The 18,757-nt window shown below is 72.9% G+C and carries 16 protein-coding genes; 4 read left to right on the forward strand and 12 right to left on the reverse strand.

Going from position 1 to position 18,757, the window contains the following annotated elements; translation table 11 throughout:
- Positions 1-117: 117 nt before the first annotated feature.
- Both ACFWP2_RS28755 and ACFWP2_RS28760 read right to left on the reverse strand, forming a co-directional pair.
- The gene (locus ACFWP2_RS28755; protein WP_380456674.1) at positions 118-969 is read right to left on the reverse strand and encodes a RimK family alpha-L-glutamate ligase; all 852 of its coding nucleotides are present in this window, start codon (positions 967-969) and stop codon (positions 118-120) included.
- A complete protein-coding gene (locus ACFWP2_RS28760; protein ID WP_380456676.1) occupies positions 966-1,871 on the reverse strand; it encodes a RimK family alpha-L-glutamate ligase in 906 nt (301 codons plus the stop codon). Before ACFWP2_RS28760 ends, ACFWP2_RS28755 begins: the two co-directional genes overlap by 4 nt.
- Before the next feature lie 236 nt (positions 1,872-2,107).
- On the opposite strand from ACFWP2_RS28760, the gene ACFWP2_RS28765 reads away from it, so the two are divergent.
- Positions 2,108-2,977, forward strand: coding sequence for a GNAT family N-acetyltransferase (locus ACFWP2_RS28765; protein ID WP_380456678.1), 870 nt, complete (start codon positions 2,108-2,110; stop codon positions 2,975-2,977).
- Positions 2,978-3,079: 102 nt separating this feature from the next.
- Here ACFWP2_RS28765 and ACFWP2_RS28770 read toward each other — a convergent pair whose 3' ends face one another.
- The 4 genes from ACFWP2_RS28770 to ACFWP2_RS28785 form a co-directional block, all read right to left on the reverse strand.
- A complete protein-coding gene (locus ACFWP2_RS28770; RefSeq protein ID WP_380456680.1) occupies positions 3,080-3,508 on the reverse strand; it encodes a fic family toxin-antitoxin system, toxin component in 429 nt (142 codons plus the stop codon).
- Positions 3,505-3,741 carry a toxin-antitoxin system HicB family antitoxin gene (locus ACFWP2_RS28775; RefSeq protein ID WP_355260484.1) on the reverse strand — a complete coding sequence of 79 codons (237 nt, stop codon included), beginning with the start codon at positions 3,739-3,741 and terminating at the stop codon, positions 3,505-3,507. The genes ACFWP2_RS28770 and ACFWP2_RS28775 overlap by 4 nt, the downstream gene beginning before the upstream one ends.
- Before the next feature lie 161 nt (positions 3,742-3,902).
- Positions 3,903-6,557 (reverse strand): collagenase, encoded by a 2,655-nt coding sequence (locus ACFWP2_RS28780; RefSeq protein WP_380456683.1) that lies wholly within the window; start codon positions 6,555-6,557, stop codon positions 3,903-3,905.
- Between the two features lie 153 nt (positions 6,558-6,710).
- Complete coding sequence (locus tag ACFWP2_RS28785; protein ID WP_380456685.1) at positions 6,711-7,661, reverse strand: LysR family transcriptional regulator; 951 nt, start codon at positions 7,659-7,661, stop codon at positions 6,711-6,713.
- 371 nt (positions 7,662-8,032) lie between these two features.
- Between ACFWP2_RS28785 and ACFWP2_RS28790 the strand changes: the two genes are divergently transcribed.
- Positions 8,033-8,227, forward strand: a complete 195-nt coding sequence (locus tag ACFWP2_RS28790) for a hypothetical protein (protein WP_380456687.1) — start codon at positions 8,033-8,035, stop codon at positions 8,225-8,227.
- Between the two features lie 119 nt (positions 8,228-8,346).
- On the opposite strand, the gene ACFWP2_RS28795 is transcribed toward ACFWP2_RS28790, so the two are convergent.
- Together ACFWP2_RS28795 and ACFWP2_RS28800 are read right to left on the reverse strand one after the other, a co-directional pair.
- On the reverse strand, positions 8,347-9,696 hold the full coding sequence (locus ACFWP2_RS28795; RefSeq protein WP_380456699.1) for a class I SAM-dependent RNA methyltransferase: 1,350 nt from the start codon (positions 9,694-9,696) through the stop codon (positions 8,347-8,349).
- Positions 9,697-10,052: 356 nt separating this feature from the next.
- A complete protein-coding gene (locus tag ACFWP2_RS28800) occupies positions 10,053-12,125 on the reverse strand; it encodes an APC family permease (protein ID WP_380456701.1) in 2,073 nt (690 codons plus the stop codon).
- Between the two features lie 247 nt (positions 12,126-12,372).
- Here ACFWP2_RS28800 and ACFWP2_RS28805 point away from each other — a divergent pair, with 247 nt between their 5' ends.
- A complete protein-coding gene (locus ACFWP2_RS28805) occupies positions 12,373-13,041 on the forward strand; it encodes a potassium channel family protein (protein ID WP_380456689.1) in 669 nt (222 codons plus the stop codon).
- On the forward strand, positions 13,041-13,712 hold the full coding sequence (locus ACFWP2_RS28810; protein WP_360352917.1) for a TrkA family potassium uptake protein: 672 nt from the start codon (positions 13,041-13,043) through the stop codon (positions 13,710-13,712). Before ACFWP2_RS28805 ends, ACFWP2_RS28810 begins: the two co-directional genes overlap by 1 nt.
- A gap of 122 nt (positions 13,713-13,834) precedes the next feature.
- Here the strand turns inward: ACFWP2_RS28810 and ACFWP2_RS28815 are convergent, their stop codons facing one another.
- The 4 genes from ACFWP2_RS28815 to ACFWP2_RS28830 all read right to left on the reverse strand — a co-directional run bounded on the left by ACFWP2_RS28815 (position 13,835) and on the right by ACFWP2_RS28830 (position 18,432).
- Entirely contained in the window at positions 13,835-14,557 is a 723-nt protein-coding gene (locus tag ACFWP2_RS28815; protein WP_380456692.1) for a DUF3159 domain-containing protein, read from the reverse strand.
- Positions 14,558-14,559: 2 nt separating this feature from the next.
- Positions 14,560-14,967, reverse strand: a complete 408-nt coding sequence (locus ACFWP2_RS28820; RefSeq protein WP_188300850.1) for an OB-fold nucleic acid binding domain-containing protein — start codon at positions 14,965-14,967, stop codon at positions 14,560-14,562.
- 65 nt (positions 14,968-15,032) lie between these two features.
- On the reverse strand, positions 15,033-15,713 hold the full coding sequence (locus tag ACFWP2_RS28825) for a response regulator (protein WP_049657530.1): 681 nt from the start codon (positions 15,711-15,713) through the stop codon (positions 15,033-15,035).
- A 130-nt stretch (positions 15,714-15,843) separates the two neighbouring features.
- Positions 15,844-18,432, reverse strand: a complete 2,589-nt coding sequence (locus ACFWP2_RS28830) for an ATP-binding protein (RefSeq protein ID WP_380456695.1) — start codon at positions 18,430-18,432, stop codon at positions 15,844-15,846.
- Between the last annotated feature and the right edge of the window lie 325 nt (positions 18,433-18,757).

The following is an 18,757-nucleotide window of genomic DNA, read 5'->3' on the forward strand; positions in this document are numbered from 1 at the left end:
CCGTCTTCTCTCGCCGTACGCCCCGGCCGGTCGGGGCGCCAGCCAGCCTAACGACCCCGGCGGGGCCGCCGCCCCGGCCCGCCGCCTCCGGCCGGCAGCCGACCCGGACAGCGGGCCCTACCCCACGCCCCTCCCGAGCCCGAGCCCGCCCCCGAGTCCCGCGAACGCCGGGCCCGCGGAGCCCCGCAGCGCCCCGACCCCCAGCGCCCCGACCCGCAGCGCCAGCGCCACGAGCGCCTCCGGCGCGCCGGGGCGGCCGCGGACCCCGGGAAAGGCGTTGACGTCCACGATGACCGGCTCGGCGGGCCCGTCGAGCAGGTCGACCCCGTACACGTCGAGCCCGAACACCTCGCCGACGCGCAGCGCGAGCGCGGCCCGCCCGGCGGACGGCTCCCAGTCCTCCGCCCGCCCCGACTTCCCCGTGCCGGTGGCGAGCTCGGACTGCCGCCGGGCCGCGAACACCTGCCCGTCGACCACCCAGAGCTTCTGGTCCCAGCCGGTCCCCGGGACGAACGGCTGCGTGACGACCGGCTCCTCGGGCCAGCGCTCGGCGAGTTCGCGCAACCGGGCCGGCCCGTCCACCCTGGCGACCAGGTCGTGCCGCCTGCTGTGCCGGCTCTTGACCACGAACGGGTAAGCCGGATCGGCGAGTTCGCCCAGCCGGCCGGCCTCGTCCGTGGCCGCGAAGGGCAGCCCGGCGGCGCGGGCGAGGTCGGCCATCCGCACCCGGTCCTGGCACAGTCCGGTGGCCGCCGCCGAGTTGACCACCGGCGCGCCCCGGCACTCCAACTCGCTTGCCAGCGCCAGCGCCTGGGGCGTGCGGGCCTTGAGCAGGTAGACGTCGGCGAGCCCGGCCACGGGCCCCGCGGGCGGGACGGCCGCCACCTCGTGCCCCTGGCGCACCAGCAGTTCGGCCGCCGCCGCCAGCAGCGGATGTCCCGGGTCGCCGGTGATCAGCCCGACCTTCACCGCAACTCCCCCTCACCGAAGGCGAATTGCCCGTACGGGTCGCCCCCCGCGGGCACCAGGTCGACCGGCCCGCCGGGCACCGAGACGGCCGTCCCGCTGCGCGCGAGTCGCAGCACCGCCCGGGCCACCCGGGCCACCGCGTCCGGCACCTGCCGGAAGCTCGGGAAGTCGTTGACGTCCACCACCACCGGCCCGTCCGGCCCCAGCAGCACGTCGACCCCGTACAGGTCCAGCCCGAACACCTCGCCGACCTGCGCCACGATCCGCGCGACGCTCCCCGGCAGCGGCACCTGCCGTTCGCGCGCGCCCTGCCCGGGGTGCAGCGGGGAGGAACGTTCCGTCGCGAAGAGCTCGCCGTCGACGCAGTACACCTTGAGGTCGGTCCCGGAGTTGGGCACGTACGGCTGCGCGATCAGCAGCCCCTCCCCCGCCAGCTCCGGCCCGACCTCCAGCAGCTGGCCGGGGCTGCGCACCAGCCGGACGGCGCGCCCGGAGCTGCCGTCGGCGGGCTTGACCACCAGCGGGTACTCGGTGGCCGGGATCTCCGCCAGCCGTTCCCAGCGGGCGGCCGCGTACGTCACCGGGACGGGCAGCCCGCGGGTGCGGCCGATGACCGCGGCGAGCGCCTTGTCCCGGACCCCGCGGATCGAGCGCACGTCGTTCACCGTGGTGAGGCCGACGGCGGCGGCCGACTCCAGCAGGGTCAGCCCGGGCCCGCCGGACACGGTCTTGAGCACCCAGGCGTCGTGGCTGCCGGCCCGGACCTCCTCGGAGATCGCCAGCAGCGAGTCCCCGGGGCGCAGCACGTCCACCCGGTGTCCCCATGCCGTGAGTTGGCGCGCCACGTCGAGCGGCATGCCGTCGTGCCGGTAGTGTTCCTCCACCAGAAAGCAGAGCCTCATGGGCCTGTCTTCCCCCTTGCCTCGCCTAGTGCAGACGTCCGCCGTCCCCCTCGGCAGAGCTGTAAAGGCTTCAGCATGCACGCTCCGTTCGCACAAGATCGCTGCGAGCGGGTAAGCGTTCGGCAACAATCACGGCCGGACCGAACCGGACCGGACCGTTCCCGACCGAACCGACCCGGCCGGGACCGCGCGCAAATCGGTGGCAACCCACCCGCGCCCCTGCTTGGATGCACGCCGTGACTTCTGCCGATCATGCCCTGGACCGCCCGCTGCTCGACGAGATCGAGCGCTACTACGACGCCGTACCGCGCAGTGCCGCCCGAGCCGAGGACTTCGGCCCGCTGACCCTCTTCGTCCGCAAGGGCGAGACCGGCTGGCAGTACTACGCCCGCCCGACCCTCGGCCACGACGGCCCGCCCGCAACGGCCGAGGACGTCCGCCGGGTACTGGAGCGGCAGCGCGAGGTGGGCGCGCCGGAGGCCTTCGAGTGGGTGGCCGAGCAGAACCCCGAGCTGCGCGCGGCCGTCGAGGCGGCGGGCCTGGCGGTGCACGAGCACCCGCTGCTGGTGCTGAGCCCTCAGGACGAGCCGGCCCCCGCGCCGGTGCTGCCCGACGGGGTCGTGGTGCGGACGCTGGGCCCGGACGCGCCCGAGCTGGCGGAAGCGGTGGCCGTCCCGCACGTGGCCTTCGGCTCCCGGGGCACCGCCATCGGCACGGCCGGCGCACCCGAACTGGCACAGAGCGTGGCGGCGTTGAAGGCCGAGGACGGAGTGGCGCCGATCGCGCGGCGGATCACCGACGGCGTCACCGTGCTGGCCGCCGCATTGAACGGCGACTCGGCGCTGTGCGCGGGCCAGTACAACCCGGTGGGCACGGTCGGCGAGGTGGTCGGCGTGGGCACACTGCCCTCCGCGCGCCGCCAGGGCCTCGGCCTCGCGGTCACCGCGGCCCTGGTCGCGCACGCCCGGGCGAACGGGGTTCGGACGGTGTTCCTGTCCGCGGCCGACGAGGACGTCGCCCGGATCTACCGCCGGGCCGGCTTCCGCACCTTCGCGACGGCCCTGATCGCGGAGCCCGCCCCGCAGCGGGAGCCCGCCGCCGAGTAGCAGTCCGCCGTCCGGCAGGCCCCCGCTGCACGACGCCCCGGAAGACCCGGAAGACCCGGAGGACCCGGAAGACCCGGAGGACCCGGACGGGGTCGGCGCCGATCAGTCGTCGTCCTCGTCCTCCTCGTCCGCCCCGGTGACCTCCTCCCCCTCCGCCTCGTCCACCACCCAGGCCGCCAGCCGCTCGGCGACACCCGACACCCCGAGCCGCCCCTCGCGGATGGCCCGGGAGAGGCTGCGCACCTCGCGGGCGGTTGTGGCGACGGTGCAGCCGCTGGCGACGAGGTAGGCGTAGGCGACGGCGGTCGCGAAGAGCTCGTTGGTCTTCTCCAGCGCGGGCACCCGGATCAGCTGGTGCATCAGTGCGGCGGCGCGGTCCTGCGGTTCGGGGTAGACCGCGATGTCGAATATCTCGGCCTGGTGGCGGGTGACGGCCGCGAGCAGCGAACCGTAGTCGGTGACCTGCGGGTCACCGGGGGTGTACTGCTCGGCGGTCATGAGCAGCCACGAGAGGTCGACCTCCAGCTTCAACGGCGCACGTCCTGGAGGTCGCCGGGCTCCGCGAACTCGGCGAGGAAGGCCGACTCGTACTCCTTCATGAACTGCGCGGCCGCGTCCACGAAGGCCCGTCCGGACTCGCCCATGTCCTGTTGGACCAGGCGCTCGATGTACTGGTTCATGGAGATCCCCTGCTGCTCCGCCCGTTCCCGGGCCATTTCGGCGGTCGTGGCGTCGACCCGCACGTTCAGCTGCTTCTTACCCATGCCGCTCAAGCTAGCGCTCAAGTGCTAGCACAACAAGGGCGCACGCACACCGCCCGCACACCTGCCGCACGCCCCCGCGCAACCTCGCCGTCACCGGGACGGCGAACGGCCGGGCCCGCGGCGGCTGCCACGGACCCGGCCCGCACCGGAAGGGACGCGGATCAGAACTGGGTGCTGACGGTCACCCCGCTGAAGTCGGTGTTCGCGTAGAGGCTCACGTAGCGGTAGCCCGCCGTCGGGTTGGTCACCGTGATGCTCTGGGTGGTGCCCGGGTTGGTGGACGAGGCGGTGTACGCGCTCGGCGAGGCCCAGGTGCTCTCGTTGTAGTACAGGGAGGCGGTGCCGGTGCCCCCGGAGGTGGTGATCTTCAGGGTGCTGGTGCCGGCCGGCAAGTAGACGTACAGGTAGTCCAGGTTGCCGGCGGTCGCCGCCAGACCGGCCCGCGAGCAGTTCTTGCCGAGCGCGTCGGTGCGCGGGTCGGTGCAGGCCGGCGGGGTGGTGGGGCCGCCGCCTCCGCCGGTGGTCACGGTGACGGAGGTCGGGGTGCTGGCGGTCCTGCCGGTGTCGTCGGTGACGGTCAGCGCGACCGTGTAGGTGCCGGCGGCCGCGTAGGTGTGGCTCGGGTTCTGCTGGTCGGACGAGCCGCCGTCGCCGAAGGTCCAGTGCCAGGCGGTGATCCGGCCGGGCCCGGTCTGGACGGACTTGTCGGTCAGGGTGACGGTCGGGCCGTTCACGGTCTGGCCGAACAGCGCGGTCGGGCCGGCCGCGTAGCAGGCGCCACCGGCGCAGGCGTCGAGCCAGGCGTCGAAGTCGGCATCGTAGCGGGTGCCGATGCCGTTGTAGACCGCGTAGCCGCCCTGGTAGTCGCCGGTGCGGAAGTGCGCGAGCACGGAGTCGATGTCGGCCGGGTGCTTCTCGAACATGTACCGGACCGCCAGGTAGCCCCACGGGTAGGTGCGCACGGTGTCCGAATTGCCGTACGTGTTCTGGAAGACCGTGCTCAGCTTGTACGTGTGCCTGGCGGCCTCGGCCATCGCCTGGGTGTCGGTGGTGCCGCGGTAGGCGTAGGACTCGTACTCGGCGACGCCCTCGATCCACCAGATGTCCGGGACGGAGATCTCGGTGGAGAAGTTGCCCTTGAGGTCGTAGATGTTGTCCAGGTAGTGGGTGTACTCGTGGTTGAGGTTCCACACGTTGGCGGTGAAGCCGTCGTTCCAGGACTTCTGGTACATCACGCACACGGCCCGGTTGTTCGGGTCGGTCGGGTCCATGACGGTCTGTCCGCCGTTGTCGGTGGAGTTGTTGAAGATCGCCCAGGAGTAGGTCAGGTAGTCGGCCTGGTTGGCGAAGACCGCGAGGGTCAGCTCCTTGTCGTACTGGCCGGGGATCGGACCGTTGTCCTTCACCAGCTTGTGGAAGAAGGTGTCCTCGCCGCGCAGGCTGGCGCAGACCGCGGACAGGTCGGCGGGCGGGAGCGCCTCGGTCAGGATGGTGCGGTTGTCGCAGACCAGCTGGTTCGGCAGCACCGCGGCGGTCAGCTTGGCCGGTAGGTCGCAGGTGCCGTAGTACGAGCACTGGCCGGGGTCGAAGCTGTTGGCCTGGTACGCGGTGTGGACGTACAGCGGGCCGGTGGCGCCGGTGATCCGGGCGCCGTCGAGGACGGCCTTGACCTTGCCCTTGACCGCGGCCTCGACCGCCGGGCCGTCGCCGGCCATCCGGCCGAGGTCGTTGCCCGCGTTGACGTCCAGGTAGGCGTTGGCGGTGCCGAGCAGGTCCTTGTGGTTCAGGGCGAAGTCGCCCAGGGTGGCGCCGATGCTCGGGTCGGCGCCGACCGCGCTGACGAAGTCGGGGTTCCAGTTGCCCCGCCACAGCGGGGCGGAGAGCACCGCGTTGACCGCCTTGAGCATCTTCGGGAAGGCGTTGTACGAGTTGTCGTACGACGTCAGCACCTGCTTGTAGACGCCCAGGTAGCTGCCCTGGAGGTTGGCGCTGTCGGTGAGCACCAGGACCTCGTTGAGCACGGTGCCGTTGCCGTCGCTCACGTCGGTGCGGTGCGGCGCGGCGAAGAACGCGTCCAGGGCGGCCTTGGAGGCGCCGGTCAGGGCCGCGTCGTACGGGCCGACCGCCCCCGGGTTGTTCGACTGCACGTACCAGCCGGCCCGCTGGAAGAGCACGAGTTGCAGGATGCCGGTCGAGTTGTCGCCGGTGTAGCCGCCCGCCGCGTTCTGGAAGGCGTTGGCGACGGTGAGCATCTTCGCCTCCTTGAAGACGGCGCCCGCGTCCGTGCCGGTGACGTTGAACAGCGTGTTGACGCAGTCCGGGGTCGAGGCCTCCAGGAAGGAGACCAGGTCGGCCCCGCTGCGGCTGCCGAAGTCGGCCGGGGTGCAGCTCTGCGCGGTGGCGGCCGCACCGGCGGCACCGCGGGCGGCGAGGGGTTGCTTGACCGGGGACGTCTTCGGCCCGGCCGGGCGCTGCGCGGTCTGCACGGCGGTGCCGGCCGGCTGGCCCATCACGAGCTGCCCGAGCAGCGCCGGGGGCAGCGGCTTGGCGACGGGGGCGGGTTCCTCGGCCGCACGGGACTGCTCGGCCGGGTCGACCGTGAGGAAGGCGCCGAGCGGCTTCGGCAGGGCGGAGCCCGGGTCGGCCGCCGGGGCGCCGGCCGCGGGCCGGGCGCTCGCCCCGGAGGCGGCCGGGTCGGAGGCGGCGGAAGCAGCCGGGGCGCCGAAGGCGGCCGCGGCGGGCAGCAGCGTGGCGGCGGCGCAGCAGCCGGCGACGAGGCCGGCCAGCAGGGTGGGGAGTGGTATCCGTGGGCGCACTGGTGGGTCCTTCTCCTGTGGGGGAGGCGCTGGGAGGACTGCCGAGGCGTTGGGGGGAACGCGTCATGATCCTGCCAGCGGCGGAGGGCCAGAACAATGTCACAGGTCATATGACATAGCCCTGTCCGGCCATAACACCGCCCGCCGCGGCCGCTAAGGCCGGTACGTCCGCGCGGCCCACGCCTGGAAGCCCGGCGCCGCCGCGATCAGGTCCCGGTACGCCGCGGCGGCCGCCCCGAGCAGCGTCTCCAGCACCTCCCCACCCACCCCGGCCGGCCGCCAGACCAGCAGTTGCCGGACCCAGATCGGCGTCCCCGCGAGCGGCTTGACCACCACCTCGGCGAGCGGCCGGGTGGTGGCCTGGACGACGGAGATGCCGAGCCCGGCGGCGATCATCTCCTGGAGCTCCAGCCGGCCGCCGAGGAAGTCGTGGACGGTCGCCGGGGCGAACCCCGCCGCGGCGCAGGCCCCGTGGAACACGCCGTGCCAGCCGGCCCCGTCGTCGGGGGTCAGGAACCACTCCTCCTCCGCGAGGTCCGCCAGCGCCACCTCGGTGCGGTGCCGCAGCCGGTGGCCGGCCGGCAGCGCGACGAAGACGGGCTCGGTGACGATGCCGCGGTGCGCGACGGACGGCGCGTGGCGCAGTTCCCGGCCCGGGTAGTCCACGGCCACCGCGGCGTCGGCCTCGTCCCGCTCCAGTAGCTCGACGATGTCGGGGGAGCGGTGGACCGATGTCAGGGTGAAGCGCTGTCCGGGCCGTTGGTGCCGCGCCCTGGTGACCAGTCCGGGCAGCAGCGGCGAGTTGGTCGCCGCCAGCCGCAGCTCGCGCGGGACGGGCCCGGCCGGGACCTCCGGGCGGCGGCCCAGACCGTCGGCGCGGGTGAGCAGCTCCCGGGCCGCGGCCACCACCTCCGCCCCGAAGCCGGTCGGCGCGACGCCGACGGTGGTGCGCTCGAACAGCGGGGCACCCAGGTGGCGCTCGATCCGGCGCAGCTGGGTGCTGGTCGCCGGCTGCGAGGCGCCGAGCAGGACGGCGGCCCGGCCGACGCTCCCGGTGTCGGCGATCGCGCACAGCACGCGAAGGTGCCGCAGCTCCAGCTCCATGACGCTCCCCCTCGCGCACCCGGCCGGCCCCGGCCGACGGCGTGGGGCGGCTGCCGTCACGGGCGGTGCGACGGCGCACCGGCGCAACGGCACGCTGGTACAACGGCACACATCACATGTCAGCGGCTCACCTTCGCCCCGGGGAATGACCTCGTCAAGCCCTCTCCCGGGGCCCGACGGCCTTGCGCGCACCATCTTTTACCAGCGCATTGCCGGCACCTGACCTTCCGCCCGGTCCGGGCCGCCCGCGCCCGGCCCACCCCGCCCCGCCCCGCCGGGAGGAGCGGGACTTGAAGACCGACCCGCCGTCCGGGACGCTGAAAGCCCCTGCTTTCCCCCGAGCGGGCGCCGACCGGTGCGGAGGCCGACCGATGACAGCCATGTTCGACCAGGAGCTGCGCGAGCAGCTCGCCCAGGCCCGCCGGGACCTCGCGGCGGCCCGGGCCGAGGAGGACGCCGACGGCGTCCAGGCGTACGAGGGCCGGGTCGCCGCGCTCCTGCGGCTCGCCGCCCAGCACGGCATCGACCTGCCGCACAGCGTCGACGAGGAGGAGCACAACGAGTAGCCGACCGCGGACGCGGCAGGAGGCGGCCACCCCGAACGGGTGACCGCCTCCTGCCGTGACTCCTGACGCCCGGGGTCAGCCCGGGGTCAGCCCGGAATCAGCCCGGAATCAGCCCGGAATCACTGCCCGGCCGGCTCCAGGATCGCCACGCACTCGAAGTGGTGGGTCATCGGGAACAGGTCGAAGGCGCGCAGCGACACCAGCCGGTAGCCGCCCTCGCGGAAGAACTTCAGGTCCCGGGCGAGCGCCGCCGGGTCGCAGGCCACGTACGCGATCCGGCGCGCCTCCAGGCCGACCAGGTGGGCGACGGTCTCGCGACCGGCACCCGAGCGCGGCGGGTCCAGCACGATCAGGTCGGTGGCGGTGATGCCGGTGCGCGGCAGCAGCGTCTCGACCCGGTCGCACTCGATCTGCACGTTGTCCAGCGCGGCCAGGTTGTGCCGGGCGTCGACCACGGCCTGCTTGGCGGACTCGATGCCGAGCACCGCACCGTCCTCGCCGACCCGGTCGGCCAGCGCGCCCGCGAACAGGCCGACGCCGCAGTACAGGTCGAGGGCGTTCTCGCCCCACTGCGGGTCCAGCCCGTCCAGCACGGCGTCGACCAGGGTGTCCGGCGCCTCCGGGTGGATCTGCCAGAAGCCGCCGTTGCTGATCCGCCAGGTCCGCCCGGCGGCCCGCTCGCGCACGAAGGAGCGCCCGTGCACCTTGTGCACGTCGCCCTGCTCGTCCACCCGGGCGATCGACACCGGCTTGTCCAGCTCGACCAGCGGCAGCTGGGCGCCCGGCCGCGGGGTGAGCACCACCTGGCGGTCCGAGGAGCCGGTCGCGGCGATCGCCTCGACGCTCGCCACGCCCGGCCAGTCGCGGGCCTCGATGCCCAGCTCGGTGACGCCCTCGGCGGCGATCAGGCAGCGGTCCACCGGCTGCACCTCGTGCGAGCGGTGCTTGCGCAGACCGACCTTCCCGGTCTCGGCGTCGACCGCGTACTGCACCCGGGTGCGCCAGGCCGGCACCTGCCCGGCCGGCAGCTTGCCGCCGACCGGCTCGACGCTGCCGTCCCAGCCCGCCTCGGCCGGGGTGAGCCCGGCGAGCTTGGCCAGCTGCTCGGTCAGCACCGCCGCCTTGAGCTTGCGCTGCCCGCCGGGGGTGACGTGCTGCCAGTCGCAGCCGCCGCACTTGCCCGGACCGGCGAACGGGCAGGGCGCCTCGATCCGGTCCTTGGACGGCTCGAGCACCTCCACCGCGTCGGCCCGCAGGAACCGCGAGGTGGTGGTCCCATCGGTCACCAGCGCGACGACCTTCTCACCGGGCAGCGCGTGCCGCACGAACAGCACCCGCCCCTCGTGCCGGGCCACGCAGTGCCCGCCACCGTGCGCGACCGGGCCGACCTCGACCTCGTAGCGCTGCCCGGCCAGCGGCTCCCCGGACGGCGTCTCGGGCCGCGACGGCCGCGCGGCGCCGGCGCGCAGCGCCTTGGGCGGCCGCACCGCCTGCTTGCGCGGCGCCTTCCGGCCGGCCCCGGCAGCGCCCTTCGGCGCGTCCTGGGCGGCACCCTTGCCGGCACCCTTCGGCGCGCCCTTGCCGGAGGCCTTGCCGGCGGACGTCTTGCCCGCGGCGCCATTGCCGGCGGCCGGCCCGGCGGGCTCCCGGTCCTCCCGCTCGCCCGGGACGATCGGCGCGGTGCGCGCGGTGAGGCCGTCGCGGTCGGTGGCCTCCGGACGGGCCGGCCGGCCCCAGCGCGGCCGGGAGACCTGCCCGGGCTGGGAGCCGCCCCGGCGGGCGCCCTTGCCGGAGGAGCCCGAGGAACGGGGCGGAGTGTTGCGGGTCACTGGGAGGAGTCCTTGCTGCGGTCGGAGGTGTCACCGGCGTTCGCACCGGTGGAGGAATCCTTCGACTTTACGGCCTTCGGCGCCCGTGGCTCGCCACGGCGGACGGCACCCGGCGCCGACCAGGCCTTCTGCGGCTTGCGCCGCTCCGAGGACTCCAGCTGCCACGGTACCGAAGTGACCATCACACCGGGCTTGAAGAGCAGCCGCCCCTTGAGCCGCAGCGCGCTCTGGTTGTGCAGCAGGTGCTCGTACCAGTGGCCGACCACGTACTCCGGGATGTACACCGAGACCACGTCCCGCGGGCTGCTGCGCCGCAGGTTCTTCACGTAGTCCAGGACCGGCCCGGTGATCTCGCGGTACGGCGAGTCCAGCACCTTGAGCGGCACCTCGATGCCGCGCTCGTCCCACTCCCGCCGCAGCACCGCGGTGTCCGCCGGGTCGACGTTGACCGTGACGGCCTCCAGCGTGTGGGCCCGGGCCAGCCTCGCGTACGCGAGGGCGCGCAGCGCCGGCTTGTGCAGCTTGGAGACCAGCACGATGGCGTGCACCCGGGTGGGCAGCACCACGTCGTCCGGCTCCTCGGCGGCGATGAGCTCGTCGGAGACCCGGTCGTAGTGCCGGCGGATGCCCTTCATCATCACGAACAGCACGGCCATCGCGGCGATCGCGATCCAGGCGTGGCTGATCTTGGTGACCAGGACGACGATCAGCACGGCCATGGTCATCACCAGGCCGAAGGCGTTGATCGCCCGGCTGCGCTGCATGCGGCGGCGCTCGGCCGGGTCGGTCTCGGTGCGCAGCAACCGGGTCCAGTGCCGGATCATGCCGGACTGGCTCATGTTGAAGGCGACGAAGACGCCGACGATGTAGAGCTGGATCAGCCGGGTCGGGTCGGCGTCGAAGGCGAGGATCAGCAGGACCGCGGCGATCGCCAGCAGGATGATGCCGTTGGAGAAGGCCAGCCGGTCGCCGCGGGTGTGCAGCTGGCGCGGCAGGTAGCGGTCCTGGGCGAGGATCGAGCCGAGCACCGGGAAGCCGTTGAAGGCGGTGTTGGCGGCGAGCACCAGGATCAGCCCGGTGACGGCCGCGACGAAGTAGAAGCCGGGCGTGAAGTTGTTGAACACGGCCTCGCTGATCTGCGCCAGCGCGGTCTTCTGGTGGTAGTCGGGCGAGGCGCCGACGAGCTGTTCGGTCGGGTTCTCGGCCATCTGGACACCGGTCAGCCGGGCCAGCCAGATGATGCCCATGAACATCACGACGGCGATGCTCGCCATCATCAGCAGCGTGGTGGCCGCGTTCTTGCTCTTCGGCTTGCGGAAGGCCGGCACGCCGTTGGAGATCGCCTCCACACCGGTGAGCGCGGCACAGCCCGAGGAGAACGCCTTCAGCAGCAGGAACACCAGCGCGAAGCCGGCCAGCGAGTCGTTGCCGGGGGTGGCGGCGAGGTGGAACCCGGAGCTCTCGGCGGGCATGTCCTGGCCCAGCACGAAGTGCCGGAACACCCCGTAGCCGACCATCCCGATCACGCCGATCATGAAGGCGTAGGTCGGAACGGCGAAGGCGCTCCCGGACTCGCGCACACCGCGCAGGTTCATGCCCATCAGCAGCACGACCACGACCACCGACAGCACCGCTTCGTGGCCGCGCAGCGCGGGCACCGCGGAGACGACGTTGGCGACGCCCGAGGTGGTCGACACGGCCACGGTGAGCACGTAGTCGACCATCAGGGCGCTGGCGACCACCAGACCGGCGGCCGGCCCGTGGTTGACGGTCGCGACCTCGTAGTCACCGCCACCGCTGGGGTAGGCGTGCACGTTCTGCCGGTACGAGGCGACCACGGCGAGCATCACGATCGCCACGACGACGCCGATCTGCCAGGAGAAGTGGATCGCCGAGGCGCCCGCGAGGGAGAGGGTGAGCAGGATCTCCTCGGGGGCGTACGCGACCGAGGAGAGCGCGTCCGAGGCGAACACGGGCAGCGCGATCCGCTTGGGCAGAAGCGTCTCGCCCAGCTTGTCGCTGCGTAGGGCGCGCCCGATAAGGATGCGTTTCGGAAGGTCAGTCGGCATAGGCACGTTAAGGAATCGTAGGGGCTCCCCGGTCCAGGCTCGTCCGTTTGTCCCCCCCTTCGTCGCGACTGCGTTCGGTGGACCGGCTAGCGTGTCGGATACGAGTCGGCGGGCATCACTCTGGTTGTCGGGTGTTGCCGGGCCGGTGCCCCCACGATGAACCTCGTCCCGGACGACCGGGCGGGAAACGGAGCTGAACGGTGTTTGCGCAGGTCAAGGCCCCTTCGGGACGGGTGAGGTAGCGCCGGTGCACATCGTGATCATGGGCTGCGGCCGCGTGGGCTCCGCCCTCGCCAGAGCACTGGAGAAACAGGGCCATTCGGTGGCCGTCGTCGACCAGGACCCGACCGCGTTCCGTCGGCTGGGCGCCGGGTTCAACGGCCGCCGGGTCACCGGCGTCGGCTTCGACCAGGACACCCTGCGCGAGGCGGGCATCGAGGAGGCCGGCGCCTTCGCCGCGGTCTCCAGCGGTGACAACTCCAACATCATCGCCGCGCGGGTGGCCCGGGAGAACTTCGGCGTCGAGAACGTCGCCGCCCGGATCTACGACCCCCGCCGCGCCGAGGTGTACCAGCGCCTGGGCATCCCCACCGTGGCGACGGTCCGCTGGACCGCCGACCAGATGCTGCGCCGACTGCTGCCGAGCGGCGCCGAGCCGCTGTGGCAGGACCCGAGCGGTGGCGTGCAGCTCGCCGAGGTCGCGTACGACCCGCGCTGGATCGGCCACCGGATCAGCAAGCTGGAGGAGTCCTCCGGCGCCCGGGTGGCGTTCGTCACCCGGCTCGGCGAGGGAGTGCTCCCCTCGCCCCAGATGGTGGTGCAGGAGGGCGACCTGGTGCACGTGATGCTGCGCCGGGCCGACCTGACGGCCGTCGAGGCCGCGTTCGCGCAGGGGCCGAAGGAGGAGGGTCACTGATGCGGGTCGCCATTGCCGGGGCCGGTGCCGTGGGCCGCTCGATCGCGGGCGAGCTGCTGGAGAACGGCCACGAGGTCCTGCTGATAGACAAGAACCCCAACTCCATCTCGGTGGAGCGGGTTCCGATGGCGGAGTGGCTGCTGGCCGACGCCTGCGAGATCACCTCGCTGGACGAGGCCGCGCTCCAGCGCTGCCACGTGGTGATCGCCGCGACCGGTGACGACAAGGTCAACCTGGTCGTCTCGCTGCTCGCCAAGACCGAGTACGCGGTGCCCCGGGTGGTCGCCCGCGTGAACAACCCCAAGAACGAGTGGCTCTTCAACGAGTCCTGGGGCGTGGACGTCGCCGTCTCCACCCCGCGCCTGATGTCCGCGCTGGTCGAGGAGGCGGTCAGCGTCGGCGACCTGGTCCGCCTGATGCGCTTCAGCCAGGGCAACGCCAACCTGGTCGAGCTGACCCTGGCCTCCGACACCGAACTGGTCGGCACCCGGGTCGGCGACGTGCTCTGGCCACAGGACACCGCGCTGGTGACCATCATCCGCGAGGGCCGGGTGCTGGTGCCGGGCAAGGACGACACCCTGGAGGGCGGCGACGAGCTGCTCTTCGTCGCCGCGCAGGAGCGCGAGGAGGAGCTGGAGCAGCTCCTCTCGGCCACCTCGGGCGCCCAGTAGCGCCGGGACGCACAGCGGAAGGGCCCGCACCCCTCGTCGGGGTGCGGGCCCTTCGCCGTTGCTCGGGAGCCGTCACTCGGATCCAGTGCTCGGATCCGGTACTCGGACCGGCCGGGAGCCGGCTACTTCGCCGGCTCCTCCTCGTCCAGCTGCGCCTTGATCGGTGGCGGCGCCTTCAGCAGGATCTGCCAGGTCACGTACATCGCCAGCAGCAGCGGCGGGATGCCGAGGGCGACCTTCAGCCAGCCCAGCAGGTTGACGTTGTGGGTGAAGTACAGCGGGAAGAGGATCAACGGCTTGAGGCCCATGATCAGCACCCAGGCCCAGGTCGCCTTGGTGTAGGCGGCCAGACGGCCCGGGTTCTCCTTGCGCCAGGTGAACATCTCGCCGGTGATCGGGCCGAGCATCACCCCGATCATCGGCCAGCGCGCCAGCGCGGAGGCCGCCAGGGCGATGCAGTAGGCGACGTTCCAGAGCAGGCCGGGCAGGTAGAAGTCCTCGGCCTTGCCGCTCTTCATCGAGATCCAGGCGCCGAGGGCGACACCGAACACCCCGCTGAAGGCGTGCTGGATGGTCTCCCGCTTCGCCAGCCGGGCCACCACGAACAGGGCGCTCAGGCCCAGCGCGGCCCAGGCCGAGGTGCTGACCTGGTGGGTCAGGTTGTAGGTGACGATGAAGACCAGGCCTGGCAGCGTCATGTCGATCATGCCGCGCACGCCGCCGAAGGCCTGGAGCACGGTGTCGGCGGCCTCCTTGGAGGCGGCCTTGCGGGCGGCCTCCGCGTCCGCGGGGTCGACGGCCGGGTCGAGCTGGGCGGCGGTCTCGCCGCCGGGCTGGTTACTCACGCTCATTCGCTCCCGTGTCCGACCGGACGCAGCTCATAGCGGGGGTTGAACAGCACGCGGCGCCCGCGTGCGTGACCGATGCGGCCGCTGGCGACCAGCCGGCGGCCGGGCTCTATCCCTGCGATCGAGCGGCGGCCGAGCCAGACCACGTCCAGCGCCTCGGTGCCGTCGAAGAGTTCGGCCTCCAGGGCGGGCACACCCGCCCGGGGGCGGAGCGTCACCGTGCGCAGCGTGCCCGCGACGGTGACCAGCTCACGGTCGCCGCAGCCGGCGATCGGTGTGCAGCCCGACTCCGCGGCGCTCTCCTGACGCAGCTCCTCGGCGTCCAGCTCCTCGGCCGAGGAGGTCAGCCGACTGAGCATGCGGCGGAACCGCCCCTGCGGCTGGCCGCTGCTGTTGTCACCACTCATGTCGGAAGGGTACCGGGTTCGGGCCCCCTGGCGGCAGGCCGTTCAGCCGCCAGGGGCAGCCGCGGTCAGCTCTCGAACCGGTATCCCATGCCCGGTTCGGTGATGAAGTGGCGCGGGTGCGAGGGGTCGCGCTCCAGCTTGCGGCGCAGCTGGGCGAGGTAGACCCGCAGGTAGTTGGTCTCGGTGCGGTACGCCGGGCCCCAGACCTCCTGCAGCAGCTGGGTCTGGCTGACCAGCCGCCCGGCGTTGCGGACCAGTACCTCCAGCAGGTGCCACTCGGTCGGGGTGAGGCGGACGTCGGCGCCGTCCCGGTTGACCTTCTTGGCCGCGAGGTCGACGGTGAAGGACTCGGTGACGACCAGCGAGTCGGCCTCCCCGGCCACCGGCTCGGCCCGCCGCACGGCGGCCCGCATCCGGGCGAGCAGCTCGTCCATGCCGAACGGCTTGGTGACGTAGTCGTCGGCACCGGCGTCCAGGGCCTCGACCTTCTCGTCCGAGGCGTGCCGGGCCGACAGCACGATGATCGGCACCCGGGTCCAGCCGCGCAGGCCACGGATCACCTCGACCCCGTCCATGTCGGGCAGGCCCAGGTCGAGGACGACCACGTCCGGATGGCGGGCCGCGGCCAGCTCCAGGGCGCTCGCGCCGTCATGGGCCGCGTCCACCTCGTACTTGCGGGCCTTGAGGTTGATCACCAACGCGCGGACGATCTGCGGTTCGTCGTCCACGACGAGGACCCGGGTCATGTGCGGGCTCCGCCTTTCGGGGCTGTCTGACTTGCGGACTGGGGACTGGCTCTGCGACTTTCACTGCGGCTCTCACTGCGGCGCGCGTCCCCCGGAGGGGTGACGGGCCCGGCCGGTGCGCCGCCGGTTCTCAGGTGATCAGCTCCGGGAGCGGATCGCCACCCTCGCCGCCCGGCTCCCCCGTGTCGGGCGGCCGTTCGACCACGGGCAGGCTGACGACCATGGTGAGGCCGCCGCCCGGGGTGTCCTCGGCGGTGACGGTACCGTCCATCGCCTCGACGAAGCCGCGCGCCACCGCGAGCCCGAGGCCCACCCCGGCGCCGCGCGGCGCGTCCCCGTACCGCTGGAACGGGGCGAAGATCTTCTCCTTGGCCTCTTCGGGCACGCCCGGGCCGCGGTCCACGATCCGCAGCTCGACCCGGGACGGCTGCCCCGGCTGCCGCAGCTCGTCGGCCTTGACCAGCACCTTGACGCCGTCCGGGCTGTACTTGACGGCGTTCTCCACCAGGTTGGCCAGCGAGCGCTCCAGCAGCCCGCCATCGGCCCGGACCATCGGCAGCGTCTCCGGCACCTCCAGCCGGACGGACTCCAGCGGCACCCCGCCGAGCGCGAAGGGCACCACCTCGTCCAGGTCGGTCTCCTGGATCAGCGGGGTGACGGTCCCGGTCTGCAGGCGGCTCATGTCGAGCAGGTTGTTGATCAGATGATCCAGCCGGTCGGCCCCGGCCTCGATGCCGGCCAGCAGCTCGGCCTCGTCCTCCGGGTCCCAGTCGACGTCCGCCGAGCGCAGCGAGCTCACCGAGGCCTTGATGCCGGCCAGCGGGGTGCGCAGGTCGTGCGAGACCGCCGCCAGCAGGGCCGTCCGGATCCGGTTGCCCTCGGCCTCCCGGCGGGCCTCGGCGGCCTCCCGGGCCAGCCGACGGCGCTCCAGCACCACGGCGGCCTGCGCGGCGAAGGCCCCGAGCAGGCGCCGGTCCGCCCCGGGCAGCACCCGGCCGCGCAGCACCAGCGTCAGGCTGTCACCGACCGGGACGTCCACGTCCGCCTCCTCCGGCCGCTGCGGCGGGCGCGGGCCGGCGGAGGCCACCGGCGCCCAGGCCGCGAGCGGATCGGGCCGCTCCAGCAGCACGGCGCTCTCCTGCCCGAAGGTCTCCCGGACCTGTTCCATCAGCGCGGTGAGCACCCCGTCGCCGTTGGGCGCGCCGCGCAGCACCGTGCCGGCCAGCGCGCTGAGCGTCTGCGCCTCGGTCTGGCTGCGGGCCGCCTGCTGGGTGCGCCGGGCCGCGAGGTCCACCACCGACGCCACCGATATGCCGACGATGGTGAATATCGCCACCGCCATGATGTTCTGCGGCTCGTTGATGGTGAAGGTGTGCAGCGGCGGGGTGAAGTAGTAGTTCAGCACCGAGGAGGCGACCAGCGCCGAGCCGATGGCCGGCAGCAGCCCGCCGACCAGCGCCGCGCACACCGTCAGCGACAGGAACAGCAGCATGTCGGTGGAGAGCCCCAGCCCGCCGATCGCGGTCAGCACGACCGCCAGCACCGGGGGGCCGACCAGCCCGATCAGCCAGCCGGCGACGGTCCGGGTACGGCCCAGGTCGGTGATCCGGCGGACCGGTATCTTGCCGCGCCCGTGCCCGGCATGCTCATGGGTGACCATGTGGACGTCGATGTCCCCGGCCTCCCGGGTCACCGTGGTGCCGACGCCCGGCCCGTACAGGTACTGCCAAGCGGGCCGCCGACTGGTGCCCAGCACGATCTGGGTGGCGTTCACGCCCCGGGCGAAGTCCAGCAGCCCGGCGGCCGGGTCGTCGCCGAGGACCGAGTGGAAAGAGCCGCCGAGGCTCTCCACCAGCGCGCGCTGCTCGATCAGCGTCTGCGGCGAGCCGGAGCCCACCAGCCCGTCCGAGCGGGAGATGTGCACGGCGAGCAGCTCACCGCCGGAGACCCTGGCGGCGATCCGGGCCGCCCGGCGGATCAGCGTCGCCCCCTCGGGGCCGCCGGTCAGGCCGACCACGATCCGCTCCCTGGCCTGCCAGGTGCCCTCGATGCCCTGCTCGGCCCGGTACTTCTGGAGGTACTCGTCCACCCGGTCAGCGGTCCACAGCAGCGCCAGCTCGCGCAGCGCGGTCAGGTTGCCCGGGCGGAAGTAGTTCGCGAGCGCGGCGTCGATCTTCTCCGGCGCGTACACGTTGCCGTGCGCCAGCCGCCGCCGCAGCGCCTGCGGGGACATGTCCACCAGCTCGATCTGGTCCGCCCGCCGGACGACCTCGTCCGGCACGGTCTCGCGCTGGCGCACCCCGGTGATGCCCTCGACGGCGTCGCCGAGCGACTCCAGGTGCTGCACGTTGACGGTGGAGATCACGTCGATCCCGGCCGCCAGCAGCTCCTCGACGTCCTGCCAGCGCTTCTCGTTGCGGCAGCCGGGGACGTTGGTGTGGGCCAGCTCGTCCACCAGGGCCACCTGCGGGCGGCGGGCGAGGACGGCGTCCAGGTCCATCTCGGAGAAGCGGGCGCCGCGGTGCACCACCTGCTGCCGCAGCACCACCTCGAGGCCGGCGACCATGTCCGCGGTTCGCCGGCGGCCGTGGTCCTCCACGAAGGCGACCACGACGTCCGTACCGCGCTCCTGCCGCCGGTGCGCCTCGGCGAGCATGGCGTACGTCTTGCCGACCCCGGGGGCCGCCCCGAGGTAGATGCGCAGCCTGCCTCGTCCCATGAGCACCATTCTTGATCCGACACTGCCCGGAGGACACCCCGGACACCTGTTCCCCTCGCCTTCGAGACTACGGTGTGCCAGGCGATTTTCCGCTGATCAGTGCGTTGATCAGGCGGTTTTAGCGGCATATTGACGGCGGAGCAGCCACTCGGCGGGGGCCGTTCGGGAGGGGTCCGGGAGGCCGCCTCGGCGGCCGGCCCGGCCTGTCGGGCCCATCCGGCCGGCTTGGCCCTAAAACGCGAAGAACCCCCATCCGGAAACCGGATGGGGGTTCTTCTGAAGAATTGTTCGGCGGCGTCCTACTCTCCCACAGGGTCCCCCCTGC

Origin of the sequence: Kitasatospora sp. NPDC058444 (genome assembly GCF_042721415.1) — a bacterium.
GTDB lineage: Bacteria > Actinomycetota > Actinomycetes > Streptomycetales > Streptomycetaceae > Kitasatospora.

What these genes read in the sequence shown, in the direction of transcription:
- ACFWP2_RS28825 (WP_049657530.1), bottom strand. Translation starts at nt 15,713, where the DNA reads ATGACCCGGGTCCTCGTCGTGGACGACGAACCGCAGATCGTCCGCGCG.
- ACFWP2_RS28785 (WP_380456685.1), bottom strand. Translation starts at nt 7,661, where the DNA reads ATGGAGCTGGAGCTGCGGCACCTTCGCGTGCTGTGCGCGATCGCCGAC.
- ACFWP2_RS28760 (WP_380456676.1), bottom strand. Translation starts at nt 1,871, where the DNA reads ATGAGGCTCTGCTTTCTGGTGGAGGAACACTACCGGCACGACGGCATG.
- ACFWP2_RS28810 (WP_360352917.1), top strand. Translation starts at nt 13,041, where the DNA reads ATGCGGGTCGCCATTGCCGGGGCCGGTGCCGTGGGCCGCTCGATCGCG.
- ACFWP2_RS28830 (WP_380456695.1), bottom strand. Translation starts at nt 18,432, where the DNA reads ATGGGACGAGGCAGGCTGCGCATCTACCTCGGGGCGGCCCCCGGGGTC.
- ACFWP2_RS28775 (WP_355260484.1), bottom strand. Translation starts at nt 3,741, where the DNA reads ATGGGTAAGAAGCAGCTGAACGTGCGGGTCGACGCCACGACCGCCGAA.
- ACFWP2_RS28790 (WP_380456687.1), top strand. Translation starts at nt 8,033, where the DNA reads ATGACAGCCATGTTCGACCAGGAGCTGCGCGAGCAGCTCGCCCAGGCC.
- ACFWP2_RS28820 (WP_188300850.1), bottom strand. Translation starts at nt 14,967, where the DNA reads ATGAGTGGTGACAACAGCAGCGGCCAGCCGCAGGGGCGGTTCCGCCGC.
- ACFWP2_RS28800 (WP_380456701.1), bottom strand. Translation starts at nt 12,125, where the DNA reads ATGCCGACTGACCTTCCGAAACGCATCCTTATCGGGCGCGCCCTACGC.